The following is a 21,252-nucleotide window of genomic DNA, read 5'->3' on the forward strand; positions in this document are numbered from 1 at the left end:
CATGACCTTGCACACCCCGCTGTGCGACCTGCTCGGCGTCGAGCATCCGATCCTGCTGGCTGGCATGGGCGGGGTTTCCTACGCCCCGCTGGCGGCGGCCGTCTCCAACGCCGGCGGATACGGCGTGCTCGGCATGGCCGGGACCACGCCCGAGTTCATCCGCGAGCAGATGCGCGAGGTCCGCGCCCTGACCGACAAGCCGTTCGGCGTCGACCTGCTGGCCGCCACCCCCGACGCCCTGACCGACGCCGTTGAGGTCATCATCGCCGGCGGGGCCTCATCCTTCATCGCCGGACTTGGGGTGCCCCTCCCGATCATCGCCCGGCTGAAGGCGGCGGGTCTGAAGGTGATGGTGGTTTGCGGGGCGGTGAAACATGCGGTCAAGGCCGAGCAGGCCGGCTGCGACGCGGTGATCTGCCAAGGCGGCGAGGGCGGGGGCCACACCGGCCTCGTGGGGACCCTGCCGCTGGTCGCCCAGGCGGTGGACGCCGTTGAGATTCCGGTGGTGGCGGCGGGCGGCATTTTCGATGGCCGTGGCCTGGCCGCCGCGCTGGCCCTGGGGGCGCAGGGCGTCTGGATGGGCACCCGGTTCATCGCCTCCGCCGAGGCGCACGCCGGCGATCTCTACCGTCAGGCGGTGCTGGAAGCGGCGGACGAGGACACCGTCCGCACCCGGTCCTATTCCGGCAAGCCGATGAGGGTGCGCAAGAATGCCTGGGTCGAGGACTGGGAAGCGCGGCCCGGCGATATCCAGGCCTTTCCGCGCCAGGCCATGATCAGCATCCAGGCCGGGGCCTTGGGCGGCATAGCCGGTCAGATCGAGGGACTCGACGCCGACAAGTCCTGCTTCGCCATGGGGCAGAGCGCCGGCGGCATCCGCGAGGTCTTGCCGGCGGGCGAGATCGTGCGGCGGGTGATGGCCGAGGCGGAGGCGACGATCGGGCGGGTGGCGGGATTGAGATCCTGATCCTTCTCTCCTTGCGGGAGTAAGGTGTCGGCGCAGCCGACGGATGAGGGGTCGAAGACCAGATCAGCTGCGCACGGCGGTGGATAGGACGGCGCGACCCCTCATCCGACCCGCTTCGCGGCCCACCTTCTTCGGCAAGGGGAGAAGGATTAAACCTTCACTTCCGGCAGCAGCCGCTGGAAATGCGCCTCGACCTGGCCGTGGCACTCACAGGCCCGACGTTCCAGCTTGGCGCGGTCGAGGATCTCGATCTTGCCGCGGCCGGTGCGGATCAAGCCTTCATCCTGCAGGGCCTTGGCCACGGCGGTGACGGTGGTGCGTTGCACGCCCAGCATGTCGGCCAGGGTTTCCTGGGTCAGGCGGATCGTCGACTGGTTGGCCCGGTCGTGGGTCGACAACAGCCAGCGGCACATGCGCTGGTCGATGCTATGCAGGGCGTTGCAGGCCGAGGACTGCATCATCTGAGCCAACAGCACGTCGGCATAGCGCGAAAACAGGTCGTGCAAGGCGGGCGAGCGGATCTTGGCCTCCTCCAGCCGCACGGTCGGGATCGCTATCGCAGCGCCCGGAATGCGGATGATGGCGCGTCCGTAGGCGGGCTTGAAGCCGGCGCTGACGATGCCGCCGATCGCCCCTTCGCGACCGATGGAGGCGACCTCGATCTCGTCGCCGTCGCGGGTGACCACCAACAGCGAGGCCATGGTCGAATAGCAGGGAAAGATCGTCGTATGAATGTCCTCGCCCGCCTCGAACAGAACCGCGCCGGCAGTCAAGCTCATCGACTTCAGGTACGGGGCCAGTTGCGCCAGGTCGCTAGGACGCAGGGCGGCCAGCAACCGGTTGCCTTCACAGCCGGCCAGCAGGCTGGTTTGACCCAAGGTGGTGAGTTCGGCGGTGTCGGCCATGTCGCTCCCCTTTGATTGCCCAGGAGGACAGTCAAACTTTCGCGCATAAGAAGCGCGCGGCGGCGCAATGGGTTTCCTGCCCACTGGTTTCCGGTCGACGAACGCGGGTTTCTCGGTCACGCTTCCGGTCGCCTGACAGCGGGTTCTCGGGGGAGATGACACCATGCGCGATCGCGCCATTATCCGGCATCGGCTCAGCCAGTACAGCGCCCTGTGGCTGGGCGCCTTCCTGTTGGTCCTGATCATCGCGGCGGCGACCAGTCTGGTGGCCGGACTGGATCTCGTGGACGTCGCCGACCTGGTGTTGCCTGTCGGTTTCCTGCTGCTGGGCGGTGCGATGCTCTATGGGGTCGGGGCCACGGCGGTGTCGCGCGCGGCCCTGCCGACCAAGACCCTGGTGGTCGCTCTGGGCCTGTTGCTGGTGCTGCCCCTGCTGTGGGCGCCGGTGCTGGCGGTTCTGGTGGTGGCGGCGATCGGCGGGGTGGTGATCGAGTATTCGATGGCCTACGCGCAATTCCGCATCGTCGTCAGCCAGATCATCTATCCGCTGATCGCGCTATTCACCGACAGCCCTTTGGCCGGCGCTGTCTGGGCGATGTTCCAGGTAGCGGCCTCGGTGGTGGGCTTCCTGGCGTCGGCGGCCCAGGTAATCAAGACACTGCGAGGGCTGCTGTTCGGCGGCGGCAGCGACGAGGATGCGGAGGGCGAAGCGGCCTGAACATTCCTCGTTTGTCATTTGGGATCGGCGGCCCTTCGGGCCTTGTCCGGGATGACAACGGAAGGGAAATCAGCTCAGCAGCGTTGGATGCAGCAGTTCGCCGGTGTCGTCCTGCAGATGCATCTGGACGGGGAGGCCCAAGCCGGTGGCCTGTTCGGCCAGGCTGCGGGCTGCGGTCTCGGCCTGAAGCCGCGTCGAATAGGCGCCGACCCGAAGTTGATCGCCGATGATCGCCCAGGTCTCTCCGACGCGAACCACGCCGTAATGCACTTCAGTCATGTCGACCTCCCTGCGGTGCGTTCCCTCACTTATCCACAGGGTCGCTCCGATCCGTGGCGTTCGCAAGGCCTGTGTGAGTCGTGATTTGGCCACGCAGTTCACTCAACGCGCGTGTGACGGTGACAAAGCCGCCGGCGATGAGGATAGTGCGGCCATGAACCGTCCGTTGATTTCCGCGCTCCTGGCGCTCGCCATGCTGGCCCCGGAGGGTGCGGTCCTGGCCCAAGACCGCGGCGCGGTCGAGCGTCAACGTTTGCTGGACCTGGCCTTCACCATCGGCGAGAGCCACGCCCTGCGGCAGGTCTGCGAAGGAGTCGGCGATCAATATTGGCGGTCTCGGATGATGCGGCTGACGCAGGTGGAAAAGGCCGACCAGGCCTTTGACGCCCAATTGCGCGACAAGTTCAACACCGGCTTCGCCGCGCGTCAGGGCCAGTTCGTCGAATGCGACGACGCCAGCCGCCAGGCCGAGCATACCGTGGCCCGCAAGGGCCAGGCGCTCTCGACCCGGTTGGCCCAGTCGATGCGGAACGCATCCGCCAGCGCTCCGGCGCCGGATTCCGTGGCGGACGACGGAGCGGCGCGCTAGTCTCCCTCCAACGGTTGTGGGAGGGCTTGTCGTGATGTCATTCATCGTGCCGCTGGTGCTGGTGGTCCTGGCCATCTTCCTGGTGATCAATGTGATCAAGATCGTGCCGCAGGGGCGCGAGTTCACCGTCGAGCGGTTCGGACGCTACACCCGAACCCTCAAGCCCGGCATCAGCATCCTGACCCCCTTCGCCGAGACCATCGGCCGGCGGGTCAACATGATGGAGCAGGTGCTCGACGTTCCCCAGCAGGAGGTCATCACCAAGGACAATGTCTCGGTGAAGGTCGACGGCATCGTGTTCATCCAGGTGATGGACGCGTCCCAGGCCGCCTACCGCGTCGACAACCTGATGTACGCCATCACCCAGCTGGCCCAGACCAACCTGCGCACCGTGGTCGGCTCGATGGAGCTGGACGAGGTGCTGAGCCAGCGCGACCAGATCAACACCCGGCTGCTGACCACCATCGACCACGCCACCGGCCCTTGGGGCGTCAAGGTCACCCGGATCGAGATCAAGGACCTGACACCGCCGCCGGACATCACCAACGCCATGGCCCGCCAGATGAAGGCCGAGCGCGAGAAACGGGCGGTGATCACCGAGGCCGAGGGCGAAAAGCAGTCGCAGATCGCCCGCGCCGAGGGTCAGAAGCAGTCGGCCATCCTGCAGGCCGAGGGCCGTCGCGAGGCCGCCTTCCGCGACGCCGAGGCCCGCGAGCGGGAAGCCGAGGCCGAGGCCAAGGCGACGGCCTTCGTGTCCGAAGCCATCGCCAAGGGCGACGTCAACGCCATCAACTACTTCATCGCCCAGAAATATGTCGAGGCCTTCGGCGAGCTGGCCAAGTCGCCCAACGCCAAGACTGTGATCGTGCCGGCCGACTTCGCCGGGCTGACCGGCACGGTGGCGGGCGTGGCCGAGCTGCTGAAGACCCTGGGCGGCAGCGACGCGGCGCGCACCGTCGTGCCGTCGACGCCCAAGCGCGGAGTCTGAGCCCATGCACGGCCTGATGCTGTTCTATGCGACGCATCCGTTCTGGGTCTGGCTGGCGGTGGGCGCGATCTTCCTGGCGGTCGAGGTGGCCACCGGCACCGGCTGGCTGCTTTGGCCGGCCGCCAGCGCTGGCCTGGTCGGGCTGCTGACCCTGGCCGTCTCGCCCGGTCCGCCGATCGAGATCGCCCTGTTCGCGGCCCTGACCATCGCCACAACCTATCTGGCGAGGCGCTTTCTGCAGCCGGTGCTGGAAGGCCCCCAGCATCCCGACCTCAACGACCCGACCCTGCGGCTGATCGGCCGCGACTGCGAGGTGGTCGCGGCGTTCGAGCACGGCCGCGGCCGGGTGTTCGCCGACGGCAAGGAATGGGCCGCCGTAGTCCAGGACGGCCTGCCGCCGGCGACGGGTCAGCGGGTCATGGTCGTCGGCATTGACGGGTCGGTCCTGACAGTAAGGTGACGGAATCTTCCTTCTTCCCTTGCGGGAGAAGGAGAAACCCCTACCCGCCGGCCTTCATCGCGTCCCACGAGCGGGTGGGGCTGGTCTGGCCGACGGCGGCGCGGAGCCAGGCGAGGTTGTTGTCCACCAGCTCCGGCGGCAGGTCCTGGCGGGCCAGGCGCTCGGCCTCGTCCAGCCGGCCTTGCAAGCCGACGACCAGGGCCAGGTTCTGGCGCACCTGGATGGTGGCGGTGGGCAGGGCCGAGGCCCGGCGCAGCATGGCTTCGGCGCCGGTCAGGTCGCCGCCCTGGGCCAGATGCATGGCCAGGTTGGCCAGGGCCGCAGCCTCGGCCGGGGCCAGGGCCACGGCCTGGCGGTGAGCCGCCATGGCCTCGTCGTCGCGCTTGGCCTGCTCATAGGCCACGCCGAGCAGGGATTGGGGGCGCCAGTCGCGCGGCTGCAGGACGGCGGCTCTGCGAGCCGGGTCGATGGCGTAGAAGCCCTGGCCGCGCTCGATATTGGCCCGGGCCAGTTCCATCAGGGCGTCGTAATTGTCCGGTGCGCCGATCAGCACGCGGCTGGCCGCATCGGCGGCCTCGTCGTAGCGGCCCAGCGCGCGCAACGCCTGGGACAGGCCCACGCCGGCCTCCAGGTCGCGGCCGTCCCGCTCCAGTTCGTTCGACCAGAAGGCCGCGCGGCTCAGGGGATCGGCGCGGCGCATCTCGAGCCGCTGTTCAGGGCTGGCCTTGCGCGGCGGCGACGCGGCGGCGGCCGTCGCGGCGCCGAGCGCCGGCTTGTCGGCGGCATGGGCCATCGCGCCCATCAGCAGGCTCGATGCCAGGAGGGGGGCGAGAACGGTTGCGAGGAGCGCGCGCTTGCGACACATGAAGACAGATCTCCCGACGGTTCGCGCATCCTCGCGCGCGGCCCTCAAGGAATCGTTAAGCATAAGTCTTCACCTTCAAGGCGCGCCCATGTCGGAACCGATCATCGCCCCCTCGCAACGCTCCGCCGGGGACGGGGCGGCGACGCCGATTCACTGCCTGTACGAGTCCGAGCTGGCGGCCTTCGTCGAGGCCCGGCCCAGTTTCGTCAAAGGCTACGTGGCGCTGGAGGACTTCAAGGCCAGCGCCGGCCAGGTGCTGATTTTGCCGACGCCGCAAGGGGTTGTGGACCGCGTGCTGCTGGGCCTGGGGGAAAAGGGCAAGGCCGACGCCATGCTGTTTCGCGCCTTGCCGGGCAAGCTGCCGGGCGGGGACTACCGGCTGTCGTCCGTCCCCGACGGCCTGGACGCCGGTCAGATCGCCCTGGCCTTCGCGCTCGGCAGCTACAGGTTCGATCGCTACAAGCCGCGCGCCGGTGAAACCCCGCGACGACTGGTCGCGGATGACGGCGTCGATCTTGCCGAAATCCGCGCCGTGGCCCATGCCTGCGCCCTGGCCCGCGACATGGTCAACACCCCGGCCAACGACCTGGGCCCACTGCAGATCGAGACCATCGCCCGCGAGATCGCCGAGCACCATGGGGCGACCATCGCGGTGGTGACCGGCGATGACCTGCTGGAACAGAACTATCCCGCCATCCACGCCGTGGGCCGCGCCGCCGTGCCGGCGCGCGCGCCCCGGATGATCGAGATCAGCTGGGGCGACGCGGCCCACCCTCGCGTCGCGATCGTGGGAAAGGGCGTGGTGTTCGACACCGGCGGCCTGGACATCAAGCCGTCGAGCGGCATGCGCAACATGAAGAAGGACATGGGCGGCGCCGCGCACGCCCTGGCGCTTGCCCGAATGGTGATGGCCGCCGGCCTGCCGGTGGCGCTGAGCGTGCTGGTCCCGGTGGTCGAGAACGCCATCGCTGGCGACGCCATGCGGCCGGGCGACGTGCTGGCCACCCGCGCGGGGTTGAGCGTGGAGGTGGGCAATACCGACGCCGAGGGTCGCCTGATCCTGGCCGACGCCCTGACGCGGGCGGCCGAGCTGGAGCCGGTGTTGACGATCGATCTCGCCACCCTGACCGGCGCCGCCCGCGCGGCGCTCGGTCCGCAGGTGATCCCCTTCTACACCCCAGACGATGACCTGGCCCTGGAGATCGAGGAGGGTGCGCGCAACGCCGTCGATCCCGTCTGGCGCATGCCGCTGTGGGACGGCTATCGCGAGGCGGTCGAGAGCGACATCGCCGACCTGAAGAACGACCCCGACGCCTGGGCCCAGGCCGGCTCGATCACCGCCGCCCTGTTTCTTCAGGCTTTCGCGCCGACGACCGGGGCTTGGGTGCATTTCGACATCTTCGCCTGGAACCCCAAGGCCCGGCCCGGCTACGCGGCCGGCGGCGAGGCTCAGGTGATCCGCGGGCTGTATGGCATGCTGAAGTCGCGTTTTCCGAAGGCTTCGGCATGAGCGACCCGCGCCTCACCCTGGCTCGCCCGGACTTGGCCGACCTCGACCTGCAGGGTCTGGTCGCCGCCGAACGCTACGCGGCGCCCAAGCCGCGCCAGGTCGCCATGCCGACCGCCGCCCTGCGCAAAGCTGCCCATCCGATGGCCGAGCAGTGGGACCAACTGCTGTTCGGCGAGCACTTCCGGGTGCTGGAGATCAAGGACGGCTTCGCCTGGGGCCAGGCGGCGCGCGACGGCTATGTCGGTTTCGTCGCCGAGGCCGACCTGGCGGCCCTGGGCGCGCCGGCCACCCACCAGGTGGCGGTCCCGCGCACCTATGCCTTCGCCGAGCCGAACATCAAGTCACGGCCGGCGGGCCTCTATTCGCTCAACGCCCTGACCGCCATCGAGGCTACCGAAGGCCGGTTCGCCAAGGGTGAGGGCACGGGCTGGTTCATCGCCGCCCATCTGGCGCCGGTCGGCGTGGCCCTGACCGACCATGTGGCGGTGGCGGAAGGCTATCTCGGCGCGCCCTACCAGTGGGGCGGTCGCGAATCGCTGGGTCTGGACTGTTCGGGCCTCGTCCAGCAGGCCCTGGCGGCCTGTGGCCGGGCGGTCCCGCGCGACACCGACCTGCAACGGGCCTTCTTCAAGCCGATCGCGGCCGAGGATCGTCGGCGCGGCGATCTGGTGTTCTGGAAAGGCCATGTGGCCATCCTGTTGGACGCAGACACCGTCCTCCACGCCAACGCCCACCACATGGCCGTGGCCGTCGAGCCTCTGGCCGAAGCCATCACCCGGATCGAAGCTGCGGGAAGCGGGCCGGTGACGGGGTGGAGGAGACCTTAGGCGCGGGACGCCCCCTCCGGCCCTTCGTGCCACCTCCCCCGCTTCGCAGGGGAGGAGAAATCCGAGCGTCCTCCCTTGCGAAGCGGGGGGAGGTGGCGCGCGGCGAAGCTGTGTGACGGAGGGGGCGTCCCTACAGGCCTACTTCGGCCACTGCGCCAGCCAGTCGGCCAGCGATTGGGGGGTCATGTGGCGGGCGTCTGTGAGGGCGAACAGGGCGTCGGGATTGACCAGCTTGCCCTTGGTGTCGACCACCAGGAAGGTCGGCACGCCGTTCAGCTTGTCGATGCCGTAGCGGGCCGGGATCTGCATGTTGTGGTCGTAGCGGCCGACGTTCACGGCCACGACCTCGTAATGCTTGTCGACGAAGGCCTTGAGGTCGGGCTGTTCGATCATGCCGGCGAACACCCGGCAGTCGCCGCACCAGTTGCCGCCCAGGTCGATCAGCACCAGCTTGTGCTTGGCCTTGGCGGTCTTGATCGCCTTGGCGACATCGGCCTCAGCGTCGGCCTTCTCGTCATAGGGATAGGGCAGGGGGGTGGGCAACTCGGCCAGCGACTGCAGTCTCACGGTCGGGGACTTGGCGGCCTGGGCGCTGATCGGCGCGGCGAGGACGAGGGCGGCGAGGGCGAACACCCGTACAAAGGAGGGGCGAGCGAACTTGGCGAGCGTCATGGGCGAGCGGATCCGGTGAAGCTGTAGGATCCGTTACCCTACTCACAAAATAGGAAAAGCCGGCAAGGCAGGTTTGCTGACGACGTTGCGACGGCGCCTGCAAGACAGGCGCCCTGGCAAGACCCGCAAACAAAAAGGCCGTGGGCGAACCCACGGCCTTGGATGCTTGTCGCGAAAGCGTCGGCCTATTTGACGGGCGCGGTCGCGGCCTTGTCGGCGGACGGCGACGGGGTCGTCGGAGCGCCCGGAGCCGCCGGAGCGCCGCCCGACACGGCCGTGCCGGCGGCGGGCGCCGCGGCAGCCGGAGCCCCGGCGGCAGGCAGGGCCGGACCGGCCGGCTTGGGGGCGGGCACGGGCAGGGTCGAGCCCAGGCTGTGCAGATAGGAAATCACCGCGATCCGGTCTTCCTGCTTCTTCAGGCCGACAAACGACATCTTGGTGCCCGAGATGTACTTGCCCGGACCCTTCAGGAACTGGTCGAGGTGGTCGTAGTCCCAGACCGGGTTCTTGGCTCCGAACTCGACCATGCTCGCCGAATAGGCCATGCCGGGGTGCGCGCCCGGCTTGCGGCCCACCACGCCGTACAGGTCGGGACCGACGATGGTCGCGCCGCCTTGGGCGAAGCTGTGACAGGAGGTGCACTTGGCGGTCACCGCTTGGCCGGCCGCGATATTGGCCGAAACCAGCAGGACGCTACCCCAGTCAGGCGCGACCTCGGCGGCGGGACCGCCGGCTTCGGCTTCTTCAGCCACCGCGATCTCATAGCCCGGCTTCTCGATTTCGTGCTTGGCGAAAACGATGTCCGACGCTTCCTTGAGACCGAAAATGACCAGGCCGGTCAGCAGTACGCCGCCAGCGATCTTGTTGAACGTCAGGTCGCTCATCTAAAGCCTTACCAGCCTCTTGGGGGCCGTCTGACGACAGGCCCGAGTTCGCGCCCGGAGGTTCCCCCGTACGCTCCATGTTGCGCTCGCGTCTCTTACACGCTACCGCCCCAGGCGCAACCGGCCAGCAACGGTTTTGCCCAGCATCGGCGTTTCCATGAACCCCATCGTCGTCATTCCGGCCCGCATGGCGGCCACCCGCCTGCCCAACAAGCCCCTGGCCGACATCGGCGGCGTATCGATGATCGTACGGGTTCTGCGTCAAGCCCAGGCGGCGGGAATCGGTCCGGTGGTCGTGGCGGCGGGCGATATTGCGATCCTCGAGGCTGTCCAGGCGGCGGGCGGCCAAGCCGTTCTGACCGACCCGAACCTGGCTTCGGGCTCCGACCGCATCCTGGCGGCGCTGGACGTGCTGGATCCCGACGGCGCCCACGACGTGGTGATCAACCTGCAAGGCGACATGCCGTTCGTGCAGCCCTCGATGCTGGCCGCCTGCGCCGACCTGCTGGGCGCCTATCCCGATTGCGACATCGCCACGGTCGTCGCACCGGAGGCCTCGCCGCAGGACCGGAGCAATCCCGACGTGGTCAAGGCCGTTCTGGCCATGGAACATGACGGCTTTTCCGGCCGGGCCCTCTATTTCACCCGCTCCACCCTCTATGGCGACGCGCCGATCTGGCGACACATCGGCATCTATGGCTATCGCCGCGCCGCCTTGCAGGCCTTCAACGCCGCCCCGGCCTCGCCGCTGGAGAAGCGCGAGAAGCTGGAGCAACTGCGGGCCATGGAGCTGGGCCTCGTGCTGCACGCCGCCGTGGCGCCCGAGGCTCCGATCTCCGTCGACAACCCTTCCGACCTCGATGCGGCGCGCCAGTTCGCCCTGACCCTGCACGCCGGGAACCACCCATGAGCCTCCTCAAGAAGATCGCCTTCCAGGGCGAGCCCGGCGCCAACAGCCACGAAGCCTGCCGCACCTATTTCCCCGACTACGAGGCCGTGCCCTGCGCCACCTTCGAGGAGGCGTTCGAGGCCATCAAGACCGGCGCCTGCCAGCTGGGTATGATCCCGATCGAGAACTCGATCGCCGGCCGCGTGGCCGACGTCCACCATCTGCTGCCCGCTTCGGGCCTGAAGATCATCGGCGAGCGTTTCAAGCCGATCCGCTTCCAGCTGATGGCCAATAAGGGCGTGACGCTGGAGACGGTGACGACCGCCTGCTCGATGCCGATCGCGCTCAGCCAGTGCCGCCACAGCCTCAAGAAGCTGGGCCTGGCTCACGAGAGCGCCGGCGACACGGCCGGCGCCGCCAAGGCCCTGGCCCTCAAGCCCGACCCGACCCGAGCCGCCGTCGCGCCCGCCCTGGCCGCCGAGATCTATGGCCTCGACATCCTGGCCCGCGACATCGAGGACGAACGCAACAACACCACGCGATTCCTGGTGATGACGGCGGAGAAGGCCCCGGAGGCGCCGGCCTTCACCCACCGCTGCGTGACCAGCTTCGTGTTCAAGGTGCGCAACCTGCCGGCCGCGCTCTACAAGGTGCTGGGCGGCTTTGCGACCAACGGCGTCAACATGACCAAGCTGGAAAGCTACATGGAGGGCGGCGCCTTCACGGCGACCTTCTTCTATGCCGAAGTCGATGGCCGGCCCGAGGATCGCTCGCTGGCCCTGGCCTTCGATGAGCTGAAGTTCTTCTCGGACAAGTTCGAAATCCTGGGCGTATACCCAGCCGATCCGTTCCGGGATCGGGTTTAAGCGCCGTGCGTCCTTCGAGGCGCGCTCCGCGGGCGCCTCAGGATGAGGAACGCTGTTGCTGAATTCCTCATCCTGAGGTGCGAGGCGCAGCCGAGCCTCGAAGGACGCACCGTCCCTGCCGTCGCGGCAAGCTTCGCTATTGGGCAATCGGCGCCTAACCTCCCGAAAACGATCCTGGGAGGGACGCTATGCATACGATGATCGCGCCAGTGATGGCGCTGGTGGCCTGGTCACTGCTGATCTGGCTGTGGATGTATGTCCGCCGCCTACCGGCGATGAGCAAGGCGGGGCTCAAGCCGCAGGACGCGGCATTTCCAGGCAGTCTCGACCTCCTGCCCGCCGGGGTTCGGCAGGCGGCCAACAACTACAACCACCTGATGGAGCAGCCGACCATCTTCTACGCCGCCGCCCTGGCGATCCAGGTGGCGGGGCACCTCGACGGCTGGGCGCTGCGTCTGGCCTGGCTCTATGTGGCGCTGCGGGTGGTTCATAGTTTGGTCCAGGTCAGCGCCAATGTCGTGGCGCTGCGGTTCCTGGCCTTCTCGCTGTCGACGATCACCCTGGCGGTGATGGTGGTGCGGGAGTTGGTCAGGGTGTTCGGCGGCTGAATGGGACAAGGTCCTCCCCCTGTGGGGAGGCGATCGCGAAGGCGATCGGTGGGGGGAGTTTTAGGCTCTTGCGATCTAGGGCGCGGACACTGTCCGGATCCTCCCCCTCCGGCGCCTTCGCCGACACCTGCCCCACAGGGGCAGGACTTAGTCCTCCGCCCACGCCTTGATCAGTTGGTGGGCGATCGCCAGCGGCGGCGGGGCGAAGAAGCCCTCCATCTCGCCCCTGATCAGGGCCTTGGCCTCGTCCTTGGTGAACCACTTGACCGCTTCCAGCTCGGTCTGGTCGGGGGCGGCCTGGTCGCTGTCGACGTCGGCCATCAGGCCCATCATCAGCGACGACGGCCAGGGCCAGGGCTGGCTGGAGTGGTAGCGAACGGCGGTTGCGGTCAGGCCCGCCTCTTCCTTTAGCTCGCGGGCGCAGCCTTCCTCGATCGTCTCGCCGGGCTCGATGAAGCCGGCCAGGGCGGAATACATGCCGGCCGGCCAGGCGGCCTGGCGACCCAGGAGGCATTTGCCGTCGTGCAGGGCCAGCATGATCGCCACCGGGTCGGTGCGCGGGAAGTGCTCGGTGTGGCAGGCCGGGCAGAGCCGCTTCCAGCCGCCATCGGTGACGGCGGTCTCCTGGCCGCAGGCGCTGCACCACCGGTGCTTGCGACGCCATTCGAACATCGACTTGGCGGTGGCCAATATGCCTGCGTCGGGCGGCGGCAGCATCGGGGCGACGCCTCGCAGCTCCTCGAACCGGCCCAGGCCCTGCAGCGGGCCCTCGACGGGATCGGCCGAGCCTTCGAGATCCACCGCGAACACCGCGATGTCCTTCCACAGCCCCATGAACAGCAGCCGCTCGGGCGTGCCGGCCAAGTCCTTGGCCATGTCGGCCCGCAGATAGGCGATCTGGACGCTGGCCGGCTTGTCCTCGCCATCCTTGTCTTGGGACGCAGGCGCGTCCTCGACCAGCGGCTTGCCATTCCAGAGAGCCACGGCCAGCGAATGCGGATCGTCGGCCTTCTCGGCCAGCCACGACTCGTCGCCGCGCCGCTCGCCGGCGCGGTCCAGCGGGTTGCCGGCGAAGATGTTGGTGATGATCGAAAGAGCCATGGCGTTTCTGTAGCATCCGCGACGAAGAGTCGTCACGGCCCGGCGCTTGATGTCTTGCATCCTTCACGACGAGTCGCGATATAGGCCTCGGAGATCGGCGACGGGCGAAGCGCTCGCCAATCTGGTCAGGGCCGAGAGGCAGCAGCCACAACGAGTTAACCTTCGGGTCGGCTGTCGGTCTCCACCTTCCCCCTGAAATCTGACAGCATCTGGCCTGCAAGCGCGGGCCGAGCCTTTTGCTGCGCCTCTCCGCGCTCTACAGTCGAGACATGGCCGACCACGACGACCTCACCGATTCCGCGCCGCCGTGGGATGAAGCTCCCCCTGGGGCAGAGCACGAGCGCGACGCGAACACCGCCGACATCTTCGGGGCCGCGCCCATCGCCGCGCCCGTGGCGACGCTTCCGGCTGAAGCGGCGCCCGCCGTCACACCCATGACCTCCCAGGCGTCCGATCCCGCTGCCGCCTACACCGTGCTGGCCCGCAAGTACCGGCCGCGCACCTTCGAGGATTTGATCGGCCAGGAGGCGATGGTCCGCACCCTGGCCAACGCCTTCTCCACCGGGCGCATCGCCCACGCCTTCATGCTCACCGGCGTGCGGGGGGTGGGCAAGACCACCACCGCCCGCCTGCTGGCCCGGGCCCTCAACTACGAGACCGACACCGTGCACCAGCCCTCGGTCGACCTGACCGTCGAGGGCCGGCACTGCAAGTCGATCATCGAGGGCCGGCACATGGACGTGCTGGAGCTCGACGCCGCGTCCCGCACCAAGGTCGACGAGATGCGCGAGCTGCTGGACGGCGTGCGCTACGCCCCGGTCGAGGCGCGCTACAAGGTCTATATCATCGACGAAGTGCACATGCTGTCGACGGCGGCGTTCAACGCCCTGCTGAAGACGCTGGAAGAGCCGCCGCCGCACGCCAAATTCATTTTTGCGACGACTGAAATCCGCAAGGTGCCGGTGACCATCCTGTCGCGCACCCAGCGCTTCGACCTGCGCCGGGTCGAGCCCGACGTGCTGGTCAAGCACTTCGCCAAGATCGCCGCCAATGAGGGCGCCAAGGTCGAGGAAGACGGCCTGGCCTTGATCGCCCGCGCCGCCGAGGGTTCGGTGCGCGACGGCCTCTCGCTGCTGGACCAGGCCATCGTTCAAGGCGAGCGCGGCTCCACCGTCACCGCCGCCGTGGTCCGCGACATGCTGGGCCTGGCCGACCGCGGCCAGACCATCGCCCTGTTCGAGAACGTGATGAGCGGCAAGCCCGGCGACTCCCTGGCCGGCTTCCGCGCCCTGTGGGGCTTCGGGGCCGATCCGGCGGTGGTCATGCTCGACCTGCTGGACCATTGCCACGGCGCCTCGGTGGCCAAGGCCCTGGGGCCGGACGCCCTGACCCTGCCCAAGGAACAGGCGGCCCGCCTGACCGCGATCGGGGCCCAGACCTCGGCCGGGACCCTGTCGCGGCTGTGGCAGATGCTGCTCAAGGCCCATGACGAGGTGCGCCGCGCGCCCGATGCCCGGGCCGCCGCAGAGATGGCGCTGATCCGACTGTGCTATGCCGCCGACCTGCCGGGCCCGGAAGAGGCGTTGAAGGCTCTGCGCGACGGCCTGCCCGCTGGTGGCGGTCCTAGCGGCGGCGGCGGCGGCTCGGTCGGCGGCGGCGGGAATGGCGGCGCGGTCAGCGCTCAGCCCCGGATGATGGCCGCGCCGGCCGCCTCGGCTCTTCCGGTGTTGTCGTCCTTCGACGACGTGGTGAAGCTGATCGCCGAGAAACGCGACATCGGCCTGCGGCTGGATGTCGAGCAATATGTCCGTCCGATCAGCTTCCGGCCCGGGGCGATCACCTTCGAACCCGCCCCCGGCGCGCCCGGCAACCTGGCCGGCCGGCTGGTGCGGGCGCTCAAGGAATGGACCGGCCAGCCCTGGCTGGTGGCGGCCGAGGGCGGCGGCGGGGCCGAGAGCCTGATCGAACGCCAAAAGCGCGAAGACCGCGAGGAGATGGCCTCGATCAAGTCCGACCCGTTCGTGGCCTCGGTGTTCAGCGCCTTCCCCGGCGCCGAGATCGTCGAGATCCGCAAGATCCTGACGCCCGAGGCGCCGCCGATCGAGCCGGACGAGCTGGAAGAATAGAAATCTCCCTTCCCCCTTGATGGGGGAAGGGTCGGGGATGGGGGTGAAAGCGTTTCAGGATGTGGCCCTGCCGCGCCAAGGCCCGCCGACGCTGTCACCCCCACCCCCAGCCCCTCCCCCATCAAGGGGGAGGGGGGCATAAGAGCGGAGCCTAGACCCATGAAAGACCTCGGCGGCCTGATGAAGCAGGCCCAGGCCATGCAACAGAAACTGGCTGACGCCCAAGCCAAGCTCGCGGAATTGACCGTGGACGGCACCTCGGGCGGCGGCATGGTCACCGTCACGCTGAAGGGCTCGGGCGAACTCTTCAAGGTGGTGCTGGACGAGAGCCTGATCGAGCCCGGCGAAGGCGAGGTCATCGCCGACCTGATCGTCGCCGCCCATGCCGACGCCAAGAAGAAGCTGGACGCCCAGCAAGCCCAGATGATGCAGGAAGCCGCTGGCCCGATGGCGGGGCTGATGGGCGGCATGCCTGGGATGAAGTTCTAGGCCTTGGCCGCCTCCGCCGGACCCGAGATCGAGCGGCTGATCGCCCTGCTGTCAAAACTGCCGGGCCTGGGCCCGCGCTCGGGCCGGCGGGCGGCGCTGGCCTTGCTGAAGAAGCGTGACACCCTGCTTGCGCCTTTGACGGCCGCCCTGGTCGACGCCCAGGCCAAGGTGCGCACCTGCTCGGTGTGCGGCTCGCTGGACACCTCCGATCCCTGCGCGATCTGCGCCGACCAGACCCGTGATCCGCGGCTGATCTGCGTGGTCGAGGAGGTGGGGTCGCTGTGGGCCATGGAGCGCGGGCAGTCGTTCAAGGGCCGCTACCACGTGCTGGGCGGGCTGCTGTCGGCGCTGGACGGCATCGGCCCCGAGGCCCTGCGGGTGGGCGAGCTGCTGAGCCGGGCGACCGGCAGCGAGATTTCCGAGGTTATCCTGGCCCTGCCGGCCACGGTCGATGGCCAGACGACCGCGCATTACCTGGCCGATCGGCTGATCCCGTCGGGGGTGTCGGTGACCATGCTGGCGCGAGGGGTGCCGGTGGGCGGCGACCTGGACTGGCTCGACGATGGGACGATCGCCCAGGCGTTGCGGGCCCGGCGGCCGGCTTAGAGCTCGCACACTTGCCCCCACCCGACGGCTGCGCCGTCTGTCCGCCCCATAGGGGGCGGAGCCTCCAGCGCGGCTTCAACCAAAGGCTCTTCCCCCTGTGGGGGAAGACGACCGCGAAGCGGTCCGTAGGGGGCAAGTCCGCCGCTTCCTAGATCGTCCGACTCCCTATAGGAACGGAGCATGAACTTTTCCGATCCGTTCCTGATCCTCACCCTGGTCTTCGCCCTGCTGGCGGCCGGCGCCGTGCTGTGGGCCCTGGACAGCCAGAAGCGGGCGACCACCGCCGATGGCCGCGCCTGGGAGCTGAACGCCCGGCTGGTCCAGGCCGACGAGCGGGCCCGGCTGCTGGAAGACCAGGCCGTCACCCAAGGCGAACTGATCCGCGCCCAGGCCGCCCAGCAGGCGACCATGACCGCCAACACCGTCGCCGAGGCGCTGATCAAGCGCACCGAGGAGAACTTCAAAAGCCGCGAACTACTGTCTCAGGCCCGTCTTGAAGCTCAGCTGAAGCCGGTGGCCGAGACCCTGGCCAAGTTCGAGGCCCAGGTTACCGCCGTCGAAAAGGCCCGCGCCGAAGAGACCGGCGGCCTCAAGGCCCAGATCACCGCCCTGATGGAAGCCTCGGTGGCCACCCAGTTCGAGGCCCGCAAGCTGTCGGCCGCCCTTCGGCGCGGGGCCGGCGTACAAGGCCGCTGGGGCGAGCAGACTTTACGTAACGTTCTTGAGGCCGCTGGCCTCACGAACCGCTTCGACTTCGAGGAGCAGTTCAGCGTCGAGAGCGACGAGGGCCGTCGCCGGCCCGACGTCAAGGTCAAGATGCCCGGCGGCGGGGTGTTCGTCATCGACGCCAAGTGCTCGCTCAACGCTTTTCTGGAGGCCCAGGAGGCCACCGAGGATTCCCTGCGCGAAGCCGCCATGATCCGCCACGCCGCCAGCGTCCGGAACCACATGCAGGGTTTGTCGGCCAAGGCCTATTGGGACCAGTTCGCGTCCGAAGGCTCGCCCGACTTCGTGGCGATGTTCGTGCCCGGCGACGGCTTTCTCGCGGCCGCCCTGGACCGCCTGCCCGACCTGATGACCGAGGCCATGGACCGCCGGGTGCTGCTGGTCACCCCCACCACCCTGTTCGCCCTGTGCAAGGCCGTCGCCTATGGCTGGCGGGCCGAGGATCAGGCCAAGAACGCCGCCAATATCGTGGCTGTCGGTCGCGAGCTCTACAAGCGGATCGCCGTGATGGGGGCCCATGCCGGCTCGGTGGGCAAGGCGCTGGAGGCGGCGGTCGGTCGCTACAACCAGTTCGTCGGCTCGCTGGAAAGCCAGGTGCTGACCCAGGCCCGCCGCTTCGAGGACCTGTCGGTGGACCACGAGGGCAAGGAGATCGGCGAGCTGACGCCGGTCGAGGGCTCGGTACGGCCGCTGATCAAGCTGGCGGTGGACGAAACGCCGAAGCTGCAAGCGAACCTCTAGCGCTTTTTTCTCCGCTCATCCCGGCGAATGCCGGGACCCAGATGGGATGGCTCTGAGGCTGAGGCCATGAGCGCTGAGCCCCTCCAATCGGCCACACCGCTACGGGATCGGGGTCCCGGCATTCGCCGGGATGAGCGGATTTTGAAACAGGCGTGACGCTCCCCCGCGCCCTTCCGTCGTCTTGACCCCGGGCGGCGCGGCCCTTACCTGAGCACCATCATGGCTATACGTCGCATCCTCACCGTCGATAACGCCGCCGATCTGGCGGTTCTCAAGCAGGTCTCCAAGGACGTCCCCGCCGTCGATGACGGTCTGCGCGCCCTGATGGATGACATGCTGGAGACGATGTACGACGCCCCCGGCATCGGCCTGGCGGCCGTGCAGGTGGGCGAGCCGCTCAACGTGATCGTCATGGACCTGGCCCGCGAAGGCGAGCCGCCGGCTCCGCTATATTTCGTCAATCCCAAGATCACCTGGGCGTCGGAAGAGCTCTATGTCTACGAAGAGGGCTGCCTGTCGGTGCCCGAGGTCTACGACGAGGTCGAGCGTCCGGCCAAGGTCAAGCTGACCTATTTGAACTACCAGGGCGAGACGGTGGAGGAAGAGGCCGAGGGCCTCTCCGCCGTCTGCTTCCAGCACGAGATGGACCATCTGGCCGGCGTGCTGTTTATCGACCATCTGTCGCGCCTGAAGCGCGACCGGGCGATCAGCAAGGTCAAGAAGGCCCGCCGCGCGGCTTAGCTCTATCGGGGACACGCCCGAGGACGTGTCCCCGTCCGTGATTTACCGCGTCGCCTTATGGACTTCTTGCTTGGCGTCCTGGCCGGCTTCCTTGGCTTCGCGATTGAGGTCGCCCGCCGCTTCCTTGGTGGCGTCGCCCGCCTTGGCGCCGGCTTGTTTGGTCGCATCGACGGCTTCACCCGCCGCGACCTTGACGTCGGCGGCGGCTTCCTTGGTGCTTTCCTTCAGGGCCGTGCCGGCTTCCTTGACGTCGGGATCGTTCTTGATGTCGGTGGCGGCCTGCTTGATCTCGGAGCCGGCGGCCTTGGCGCCTTCCTTGATCTGGGCGGCGTGCTCGTCCGAGCAGGCGGCCAGCGAGAGGGCGGCCAGGCCGGCGGCGGCGATGAGGGCGATGGAGCGCATGACGGTTCTTCCTTGGAAAAGGTCGCTTCCTATAACGGCGGTCCATGGTGAAGGTTCCGACTCTCAAGCTTTCCCCAGGACGCCGAGCCGTCTAAACCGGCGGCCATGCGCATCGCCTTCCTCGGGACGCCCGAATTCTCCGTCGCCTGCCTGGCCGAACTAATGTCCGCCGGGCACGAGATCGCCTGTGTTTACAGCCAACCCCCCGCGCCGCGCGGTCGCGGGCAGGACCTCAAGCCCTCGCCGGTCCACGCCTTCGCCGACAGCCTGGGCCTGCCAGTCCGCACGCCGGTGTCGATGAAGTCGCCCGTGGAGATCGCAGCCTTTCAGGCCCTGGACCTCGACGCCGCCGTGGTGGTCGCCTTTGGCCAGATCTTGGTGGCCGAGGTGCTCGACGCCCCGCGCCTGGGCTGTTTCAACCTGCACGCCAGCCTGCTGCCCCGTTGGCGGGGCGCCGCGCCGATCCAGCGGGCGATCATGGCCGGCGACGCGGTGACCGGGGTCCAGGTGATGCGGATGAGCGTCGGCCTCGATGAAGGCCCTGTGCTGATGGGCGAGCAGGTGCGGATCGACGCCTTGGAGACCGCCGGCTCGCTGCACGACAAGCTGGCCGCCGTCGGTTCGCGCATCCTGCCCGTCGCCCTGGCCGCCATCGAGCGCGGCGGGGCCCGCGAGACGCCGCAGAGCGACGAGGGCGTGACCTACGCCAAGAAGATCAAGCCCGCCGAGGCTCGCATCGACTGGACCCGCTCGGCCGCCGAGGTGGACCGCCACATCCGCGGGCTTTCGCCTTTTCCCGGGGCCTGGTTCGAGGCGCCGTCGGACAAGGGGCCGGTGCGGGTCAAGGCCTTGCTGTCGCGGGTTGAGGACGGTGACGGCGCGGCGGGCGCGGTGCTCGACGACGCCCTGCTCATCGCCTGTGGCGACGGCGCGGTGCGCCTGCTCAAGGCCCAGCGCGAGGGCAAGGGCGCCCAGGACGCCGAGGTCTTCGTTCGAGGCTTCCCGCTGGCGGCCGGCACGGCGCTGGCCTGATGCCTCGTTACCGCCTGACGATCGAATATGACGGCCGGCCCTATAACGGATTCCAGGCCCAGGCCGCGCTGCCGTCGGTGCAGGGGGCGATCGAGACGGCGGTGAAGGCGTTCTGCGGCCAGGAGATCCGCATCGCTGCGGCCGGCCGTACCGACACCGGCGTCCACGCCACGGCCCAGGTGGTGCATCTGGATCTAGAGCGCGACTGGCCCGCTCAGACGGTGGTGAACGCCCTCAACGCCCACCTGGCGCGCGAGGCGGTCAGCGTGCTCGACGCGGTGGTGGTGACGGGCGACTGGCACGCCCGCTTCTCGGCGGTCGAGCGTCGCTACCTCTACCGCATTCTCAACCGCCCCGCCCCGCCGGCCTTGGAGGCGGGCAAGGTCTGGCACGTCAAGAAACTGATCGACGCCGAGGCCATGCAGGCGGCGGCCCGGCATTTGGTGGGCCTGCACGACTTCACCACGTTTCGTGACATGGCCTGCCAGGCCAAGTCGCCGCTGAAGACGCTGGACGTGGCGCGGGTGTCCCGCGTCGGCGACGAGGTGCATCTGGTGTTCGAGGCGCGGTCGTTCCTGCATCGCCAGGTGCGGTCGATGACCGGGACCCTGGCCGAGGTCGGGATCGGGCGGTGGAGTGCTCAGGACGTGCGCGAGGCGCTGGAAGCCAAGGATCGCACGGCCTGTGGGCCGGTCGCGCCGGCCGACGGACTGTATCTGACGGGGGTGGGGTACGAAGGGGAGTGAAGACCCCCTCGGGCGCTCGCGACGGCTCCCCAGAGGGGGAGATGGCGCGGAGGGCTGGAGGGAGTCTTGCGTGCTCGTTTAGTCCATCAACTCGGCCGGCACCTTGCCGCCGTTTTCCGAGAGCTTCTTGATCACCTGCTTATGCAGCCAGATGTTCATGGCCGCGCTGTCGTTCTTGTCGCCGCTATAGCCCAGCTCGTCGGCCAGTTCCTTGCGCTCCGACAGGCTACTCTCCATGCCGACCAGCTTCATCAGGTCAACGATCGAATGGCGCCAGTCCAGCTGCTGCCCGGCATTGGCGGCCATGTCGTCGAGCGAGGCGGTGACGTCGATGACCTGCGGGGCCGGGGCGGGCGCGGCGGCGGTCGGAGCGGCTTGCGGCGCGGGCGTCGGGGTGGTCGGCGCGGGGGCCACCTTGGGCTTGTGATGGAAGATCTTGTCCATGATGTTGCTGAAGATGCCCATGGTCGCCGTGCTCCTGATTGGAAGATGAGCCGGGTCAACGCGCCGGAGTC

General features: G+C 68.5%; 25 protein-coding genes, 1 other RNA gene and 1 pseudogene. 18 read left to right on the forward strand and 9 right to left on the reverse strand.

What is annotated here, in order from left to right:
• Position 1: 1 nt before the first annotated feature.
• Positions 2–967, forward strand: a complete 966-nt coding sequence (locus ACP694_RS05550) for an NAD(P)H-dependent flavin oxidoreductase (RefSeq protein WP_426011053.1) — start codon at positions 2–4, stop codon at positions 965–967.
• A 149-nt stretch (positions 968–1,116) separates the two neighbouring features.
• On the opposite strand, the gene ACP694_RS05555 is transcribed toward ACP694_RS05550, so the two are convergent.
• Entirely contained in the window at positions 1,117–1,872 is a 756-nt protein-coding gene (locus tag ACP694_RS05555) for a Crp/Fnr family transcriptional regulator (RefSeq protein WP_426011055.1), read from the reverse strand.
• Between the two features lie 163 nt (positions 1,873–2,035).
• Between ACP694_RS05555 and ACP694_RS05560 the strand changes: the two genes are divergently transcribed.
• The gene (locus ACP694_RS05560) at positions 2,036–2,590 is read left to right on the forward strand and encodes a hypothetical protein (protein WP_426011057.1); all 555 of its coding nucleotides are present in this window, start codon (positions 2,036–2,038) and stop codon (positions 2,588–2,590) included.
• Positions 2,591–2,659: 69 nt separating this feature from the next.
• Here the strand turns inward: ACP694_RS05560 and ACP694_RS05565 are convergent, their stop codons facing one another.
• Positions 2,660–2,869, reverse strand: coding sequence for a hypothetical protein (locus ACP694_RS05565; RefSeq protein WP_426011058.1), 210 nt, complete (start codon positions 2,867–2,869; stop codon positions 2,660–2,662).
• 154 nt (positions 2,870–3,023) lie between these two features.
• Here ACP694_RS05565 and ACP694_RS05570 point away from each other — a divergent pair, with 154 nt between their 5' ends.
• From ACP694_RS05570 to ACP694_RS05580, 3 genes are read left to right on the forward strand one after another with little or no spacing between them, the layout of a single operon-like run.
• Complete coding sequence (locus ACP694_RS05570; protein ID WP_426011060.1) at positions 3,024–3,458, forward strand: TIGR02301 family protein; 435 nt, start codon at positions 3,024–3,026, stop codon at positions 3,456–3,458.
• 34 nt (positions 3,459–3,492) lie between these two features.
• On the forward strand, positions 3,493–4,446 hold the full coding sequence (locus tag ACP694_RS05575) for an SPFH domain-containing protein (RefSeq protein WP_426011302.1): 954 nt from the start codon (positions 3,493–3,495) through the stop codon (positions 4,444–4,446).
• Positions 4,447–4,450: 4 nt separating this feature from the next.
• Positions 4,451–4,906, forward strand: coding sequence for an NfeD family protein (locus tag ACP694_RS05580; protein WP_426011062.1), 456 nt, complete (start codon positions 4,451–4,453; stop codon positions 4,904–4,906).
• A 40-nt stretch (positions 4,907–4,946) separates the two neighbouring features.
• Here ACP694_RS05580 and ACP694_RS05585 read toward each other — a convergent pair whose 3' ends face one another.
• Positions 4,947–5,771 (reverse strand): tetratricopeptide repeat protein, encoded by an 825-nt coding sequence (locus ACP694_RS05585; protein WP_426011064.1) that lies wholly within the window; start codon positions 5,769–5,771, stop codon positions 4,947–4,949.
• Between the two features lie 88 nt (positions 5,772–5,859).
• Here ACP694_RS05585 and ACP694_RS05590 point away from each other — a divergent pair, with 88 nt between their 5' ends.
• Both ACP694_RS05590 and ACP694_RS05595 read left to right on the forward strand, forming a co-directional pair.
• The gene (locus ACP694_RS05590) at positions 5,860–7,281 is read left to right on the forward strand and encodes a leucyl aminopeptidase family protein (RefSeq protein ID WP_426011066.1); all 1,422 of its coding nucleotides are present in this window, start codon (positions 5,860–5,862) and stop codon (positions 7,279–7,281) included.
• Positions 7,278–8,108 carry a C40 family peptidase gene (locus tag ACP694_RS05595; protein ID WP_426011068.1) on the forward strand — a complete coding sequence of 277 codons (831 nt, stop codon included), beginning with the start codon at positions 7,278–7,280 and terminating at the stop codon, positions 8,106–8,108. Before ACP694_RS05590 ends, ACP694_RS05595 begins: the two co-directional genes overlap by 4 nt.
• A gap of 138 nt (positions 8,109–8,246) precedes the next feature.
• Here the strand turns inward: ACP694_RS05595 and ACP694_RS05600 are convergent, their stop codons facing one another.
• Both ACP694_RS05600 and ACP694_RS05605 read right to left on the reverse strand, forming a co-directional pair.
• On the reverse strand, positions 8,247–8,780 hold the full coding sequence (locus tag ACP694_RS05600) for a thioredoxin family protein (RefSeq protein WP_426011070.1): 534 nt from the start codon (positions 8,778–8,780) through the stop codon (positions 8,247–8,249).
• Between the two features lie 185 nt (positions 8,781–8,965).
• Positions 8,966–9,664, reverse strand: a complete 699-nt coding sequence (locus ACP694_RS05605; RefSeq protein WP_426011072.1) for a c-type cytochrome — start codon at positions 9,662–9,664, stop codon at positions 8,966–8,968.
• A gap of 157 nt (positions 9,665–9,821) precedes the next feature.
• Between ACP694_RS05605 and ACP694_RS05610 the strand changes: the two genes are divergently transcribed.
• Together ACP694_RS05610 and ACP694_RS05615 are read left to right on the forward strand one after the other, a co-directional pair.
• Positions 9,822–10,574: a 3-deoxy-manno-octulosonate cytidylyltransferase gene (locus ACP694_RS05610; protein WP_426011075.1), complete on the forward strand. Its 753-nt coding sequence runs from the start codon at positions 9,822–9,824 to the stop codon at positions 10,572–10,574.
• The gene (locus ACP694_RS05615; protein WP_426011077.1) at positions 10,571–11,419 is read left to right on the forward strand and encodes a prephenate dehydratase; all 849 of its coding nucleotides are present in this window, start codon (positions 10,571–10,573) and stop codon (positions 11,417–11,419) included. The genes ACP694_RS05610 and ACP694_RS05615 overlap by 4 nt, the downstream gene beginning before the upstream one ends.
• Here the strand turns inward: ACP694_RS05615 and ACP694_RS05620 are convergent.
• A pseudogene (locus ACP694_RS05620) lies at positions 11,402–11,509 on the reverse strand (hypothetical protein); the annotation flags it as partial. The gene ACP694_RS05615 and the pseudogene ACP694_RS05620 overlap by 18 nt on opposite strands.
• Before the next feature lie 98 nt (positions 11,510–11,607).
• Here ACP694_RS05620 and ACP694_RS05625 point away from each other — a divergent pair.
• On the forward strand, positions 11,608–12,027 hold the full coding sequence (locus ACP694_RS05625; protein WP_426011079.1) for an MAPEG family protein: 420 nt from the start codon (positions 11,608–11,610) through the stop codon (positions 12,025–12,027).
• Positions 12,028–12,174: 147 nt separating this feature from the next.
• Here the strand turns inward: ACP694_RS05625 and nudC are convergent, their stop codons facing one another.
• The gene (gene nudC, locus ACP694_RS05630; protein ID WP_426011080.1) at positions 12,175–13,128 is read right to left on the reverse strand and encodes an NAD(+) diphosphatase; all 954 of its coding nucleotides are present in this window, start codon (positions 13,126–13,128) and stop codon (positions 12,175–12,177) included.
• Between the two features lie 88 nt (positions 13,129–13,216).
• Between nudC and ffs the strand changes: the two genes are divergently transcribed.
• The 6 genes from ffs to def all read left to right on the forward strand — a co-directional run bounded on the left by ffs (position 13,217) and on the right by def (position 18,557).
• An RNA gene (ffs, locus tag ACP694_RS05635) (signal recognition particle sRNA small type) lies at positions 13,217–13,315 on the forward strand.
• An 82-nt stretch (positions 13,316–13,397) separates the two neighbouring features.
• On the forward strand, positions 13,398–15,254 hold the full coding sequence (locus tag ACP694_RS05640; RefSeq protein ID WP_426011082.1) for a DNA polymerase III subunit gamma/tau: 1,857 nt from the start codon (positions 13,398–13,400) through the stop codon (positions 15,252–15,254).
• A 159-nt stretch (positions 15,255–15,413) separates the two neighbouring features.
• Positions 15,414–15,743 carry a YbaB/EbfC family nucleoid-associated protein gene (locus tag ACP694_RS05645; protein ID WP_426011083.1) on the forward strand — a complete coding sequence of 110 codons (330 nt, stop codon included), beginning with the start codon at positions 15,414–15,416 and terminating at the stop codon, positions 15,741–15,743.
• 3 nt (positions 15,744–15,746) lie between these two features.
• Positions 15,747–16,349 (forward strand): recombination mediator RecR, encoded by a 603-nt coding sequence (gene recR, locus ACP694_RS05650; RefSeq protein ID WP_426011085.1) that lies wholly within the window; start codon positions 15,747–15,749, stop codon positions 16,347–16,349.
• Between the two features lie 180 nt (positions 16,350–16,529).
• Positions 16,530–17,816, forward strand: a complete 1,287-nt coding sequence (gene rmuC / locus ACP694_RS05655) for a DNA recombination protein RmuC (protein WP_426011087.1) — start codon at positions 16,530–16,532, stop codon at positions 17,814–17,816.
• Positions 17,817–18,035: 219 nt separating this feature from the next.
• A complete protein-coding gene (gene def, locus ACP694_RS05660; RefSeq protein ID WP_426011089.1) occupies positions 18,036–18,557 on the forward strand; it encodes a peptide deformylase in 522 nt (173 codons plus the stop codon).
• Between the two features lie 42 nt (positions 18,558–18,599).
• Here def and ACP694_RS05665 read toward each other — a convergent pair whose 3' ends face one another.
• The gene (locus ACP694_RS05665) at positions 18,600–18,959 is read right to left on the reverse strand and encodes a cell surface protein (RefSeq protein ID WP_426011091.1); all 360 of its coding nucleotides are present in this window, start codon (positions 18,957–18,959) and stop codon (positions 18,600–18,602) included.
• 105 nt (positions 18,960–19,064) lie between these two features.
• On the opposite strand from ACP694_RS05665, the gene fmt reads away from it, so the two are divergent.
• Positions 19,065–19,991 carry a methionyl-tRNA formyltransferase gene (gene fmt / locus ACP694_RS05670; protein ID WP_426011093.1) on the forward strand — a complete coding sequence of 309 codons (927 nt, stop codon included), beginning with the start codon at positions 19,065–19,067 and terminating at the stop codon, positions 19,989–19,991.
• A complete protein-coding gene (gene truA / locus ACP694_RS05675) occupies positions 19,991–20,737 on the forward strand; it encodes a tRNA pseudouridine(38-40) synthase TruA (RefSeq protein WP_426011095.1) in 747 nt (248 codons plus the stop codon). The genes fmt and truA overlap by 1 nt, the downstream gene beginning before the upstream one ends.
• Positions 20,738–20,815: 78 nt before the next feature.
• On the opposite strand, the gene ACP694_RS05680 is transcribed toward truA, so the two are convergent.
• A complete protein-coding gene (locus ACP694_RS05680; RefSeq protein ID WP_426011096.1) occupies positions 20,816–21,202 on the reverse strand; it encodes a DUF3597 domain-containing protein in 387 nt (128 codons plus the stop codon).
• Positions 21,203–21,252: the final 50 nt, after the last annotated feature.

The organism is Caulobacter sp. DWR2-3-1b2 (assembly GCF_049896345.1).
Classification (GTDB): Bacteria; Pseudomonadota; Alphaproteobacteria; order Caulobacterales; family Caulobacteraceae; genus Caulobacter.

Coding starts and splice junctions, on each gene's coding strand:
- ACP694_RS05590 (WP_426011066.1), top strand. CDS start 5,860: ATGTCGGAACCGATCATCGCCCCCTCGCAACGCTCCGCCGGGGACGGG.
- ACP694_RS05680 (WP_426011096.1), bottom strand. CDS start 21,202: ATGGGCATCTTCAGCAACATCATGGACAAGATCTTCCATCACAAGCCC.
- ACP694_RS05605 (WP_426011072.1), bottom strand. CDS start 9,664: ATGAGCGACCTGACGTTCAACAAGATCGCTGGCGGCGTACTGCTGACC.
- ACP694_RS05640 (WP_426011082.1), top strand. CDS start 13,398: ATGGCCGACCACGACGACCTCACCGATTCCGCGCCGCCGTGGGATGAA.
- truA (WP_426011095.1), top strand. CDS start 19,991: ATGCCTCGTTACCGCCTGACGATCGAATATGACGGCCGGCCCTATAAC.
- ACP694_RS05575 (WP_426011302.1), top strand. CDS start 3,493: ATGTCATTCATCGTGCCGCTGGTGCTGGTGGTCCTGGCCATCTTCCTG.
- ACP694_RS05615 (WP_426011077.1), top strand. CDS start 10,571: ATGAGCCTCCTCAAGAAGATCGCCTTCCAGGGCGAGCCCGGCGCCAAC.
- ACP694_RS05555 (WP_426011055.1), bottom strand. CDS start 1,872: ATGGCCGACACCGCCGAACTCACCACCTTGGGTCAAACCAGCCTGCTG.
- ACP694_RS05645 (WP_426011083.1), top strand. CDS start 15,414: ATGAAAGACCTCGGCGGCCTGATGAAGCAGGCCCAGGCCATGCAACAG.
- ACP694_RS05560 (WP_426011057.1), top strand. CDS start 2,036: ATGCGCGATCGCGCCATTATCCGGCATCGGCTCAGCCAGTACAGCGCC.
- ACP694_RS05600 (WP_426011070.1), bottom strand. CDS start 8,780: ATGACGCTCGCCAAGTTCGCTCGCCCCTCCTTTGTACGGGTGTTCGCC.
- def (WP_426011089.1), top strand. CDS start 18,036: ATGGCTATACGTCGCATCCTCACCGTCGATAACGCCGCCGATCTGGCG.
- ACP694_RS05665 (WP_426011091.1), bottom strand. CDS start 18,959: ATGCGCTCCATCGCCCTCATCGCCGCCGCCGGCCTGGCCGCCCTCTCG.
- ACP694_RS05550 (WP_426011053.1), top strand. CDS start 2: ATGACCTTGCACACCCCGCTGTGCGACCTGCTCGGCGTCGAGCATCCG.
- ACP694_RS05625 (WP_426011079.1), top strand. CDS start 11,608: ATGCATACGATGATCGCGCCAGTGATGGCGCTGGTGGCCTGGTCACTG.
- ACP694_RS05585 (WP_426011064.1), bottom strand. CDS start 5,771: ATGTGTCGCAAGCGCGCGCTCCTCGCAACCGTTCTCGCCCCCCTCCTG.
- rmuC (WP_426011087.1), top strand. CDS start 16,530: ATGAACTTTTCCGATCCGTTCCTGATCCTCACCCTGGTCTTCGCCCTG.
- ACP694_RS05570 (WP_426011060.1), top strand. CDS start 3,024: ATGAACCGTCCGTTGATTTCCGCGCTCCTGGCGCTCGCCATGCTGGCC.
- ACP694_RS05595 (WP_426011068.1), top strand. CDS start 7,278: ATGAGCGACCCGCGCCTCACCCTGGCTCGCCCGGACTTGGCCGACCTC.
- ACP694_RS05565 (WP_426011058.1), bottom strand. CDS start 2,869: ATGACTGAAGTGCATTACGGCGTGGTTCGCGTCGGAGAGACCTGGGCG.
- ACP694_RS05580 (WP_426011062.1), top strand. CDS start 4,451: ATGCACGGCCTGATGCTGTTCTATGCGACGCATCCGTTCTGGGTCTGG.
- ACP694_RS05610 (WP_426011075.1), top strand. CDS start 9,822: ATGAACCCCATCGTCGTCATTCCGGCCCGCATGGCGGCCACCCGCCTG.
- fmt (WP_426011093.1), top strand. CDS start 19,065: ATGCGCATCGCCTTCCTCGGGACGCCCGAATTCTCCGTCGCCTGCCTG.
- nudC (WP_426011080.1), bottom strand. CDS start 13,128: ATGGCTCTTTCGATCATCACCAACATCTTCGCCGGCAACCCGCTGGAC.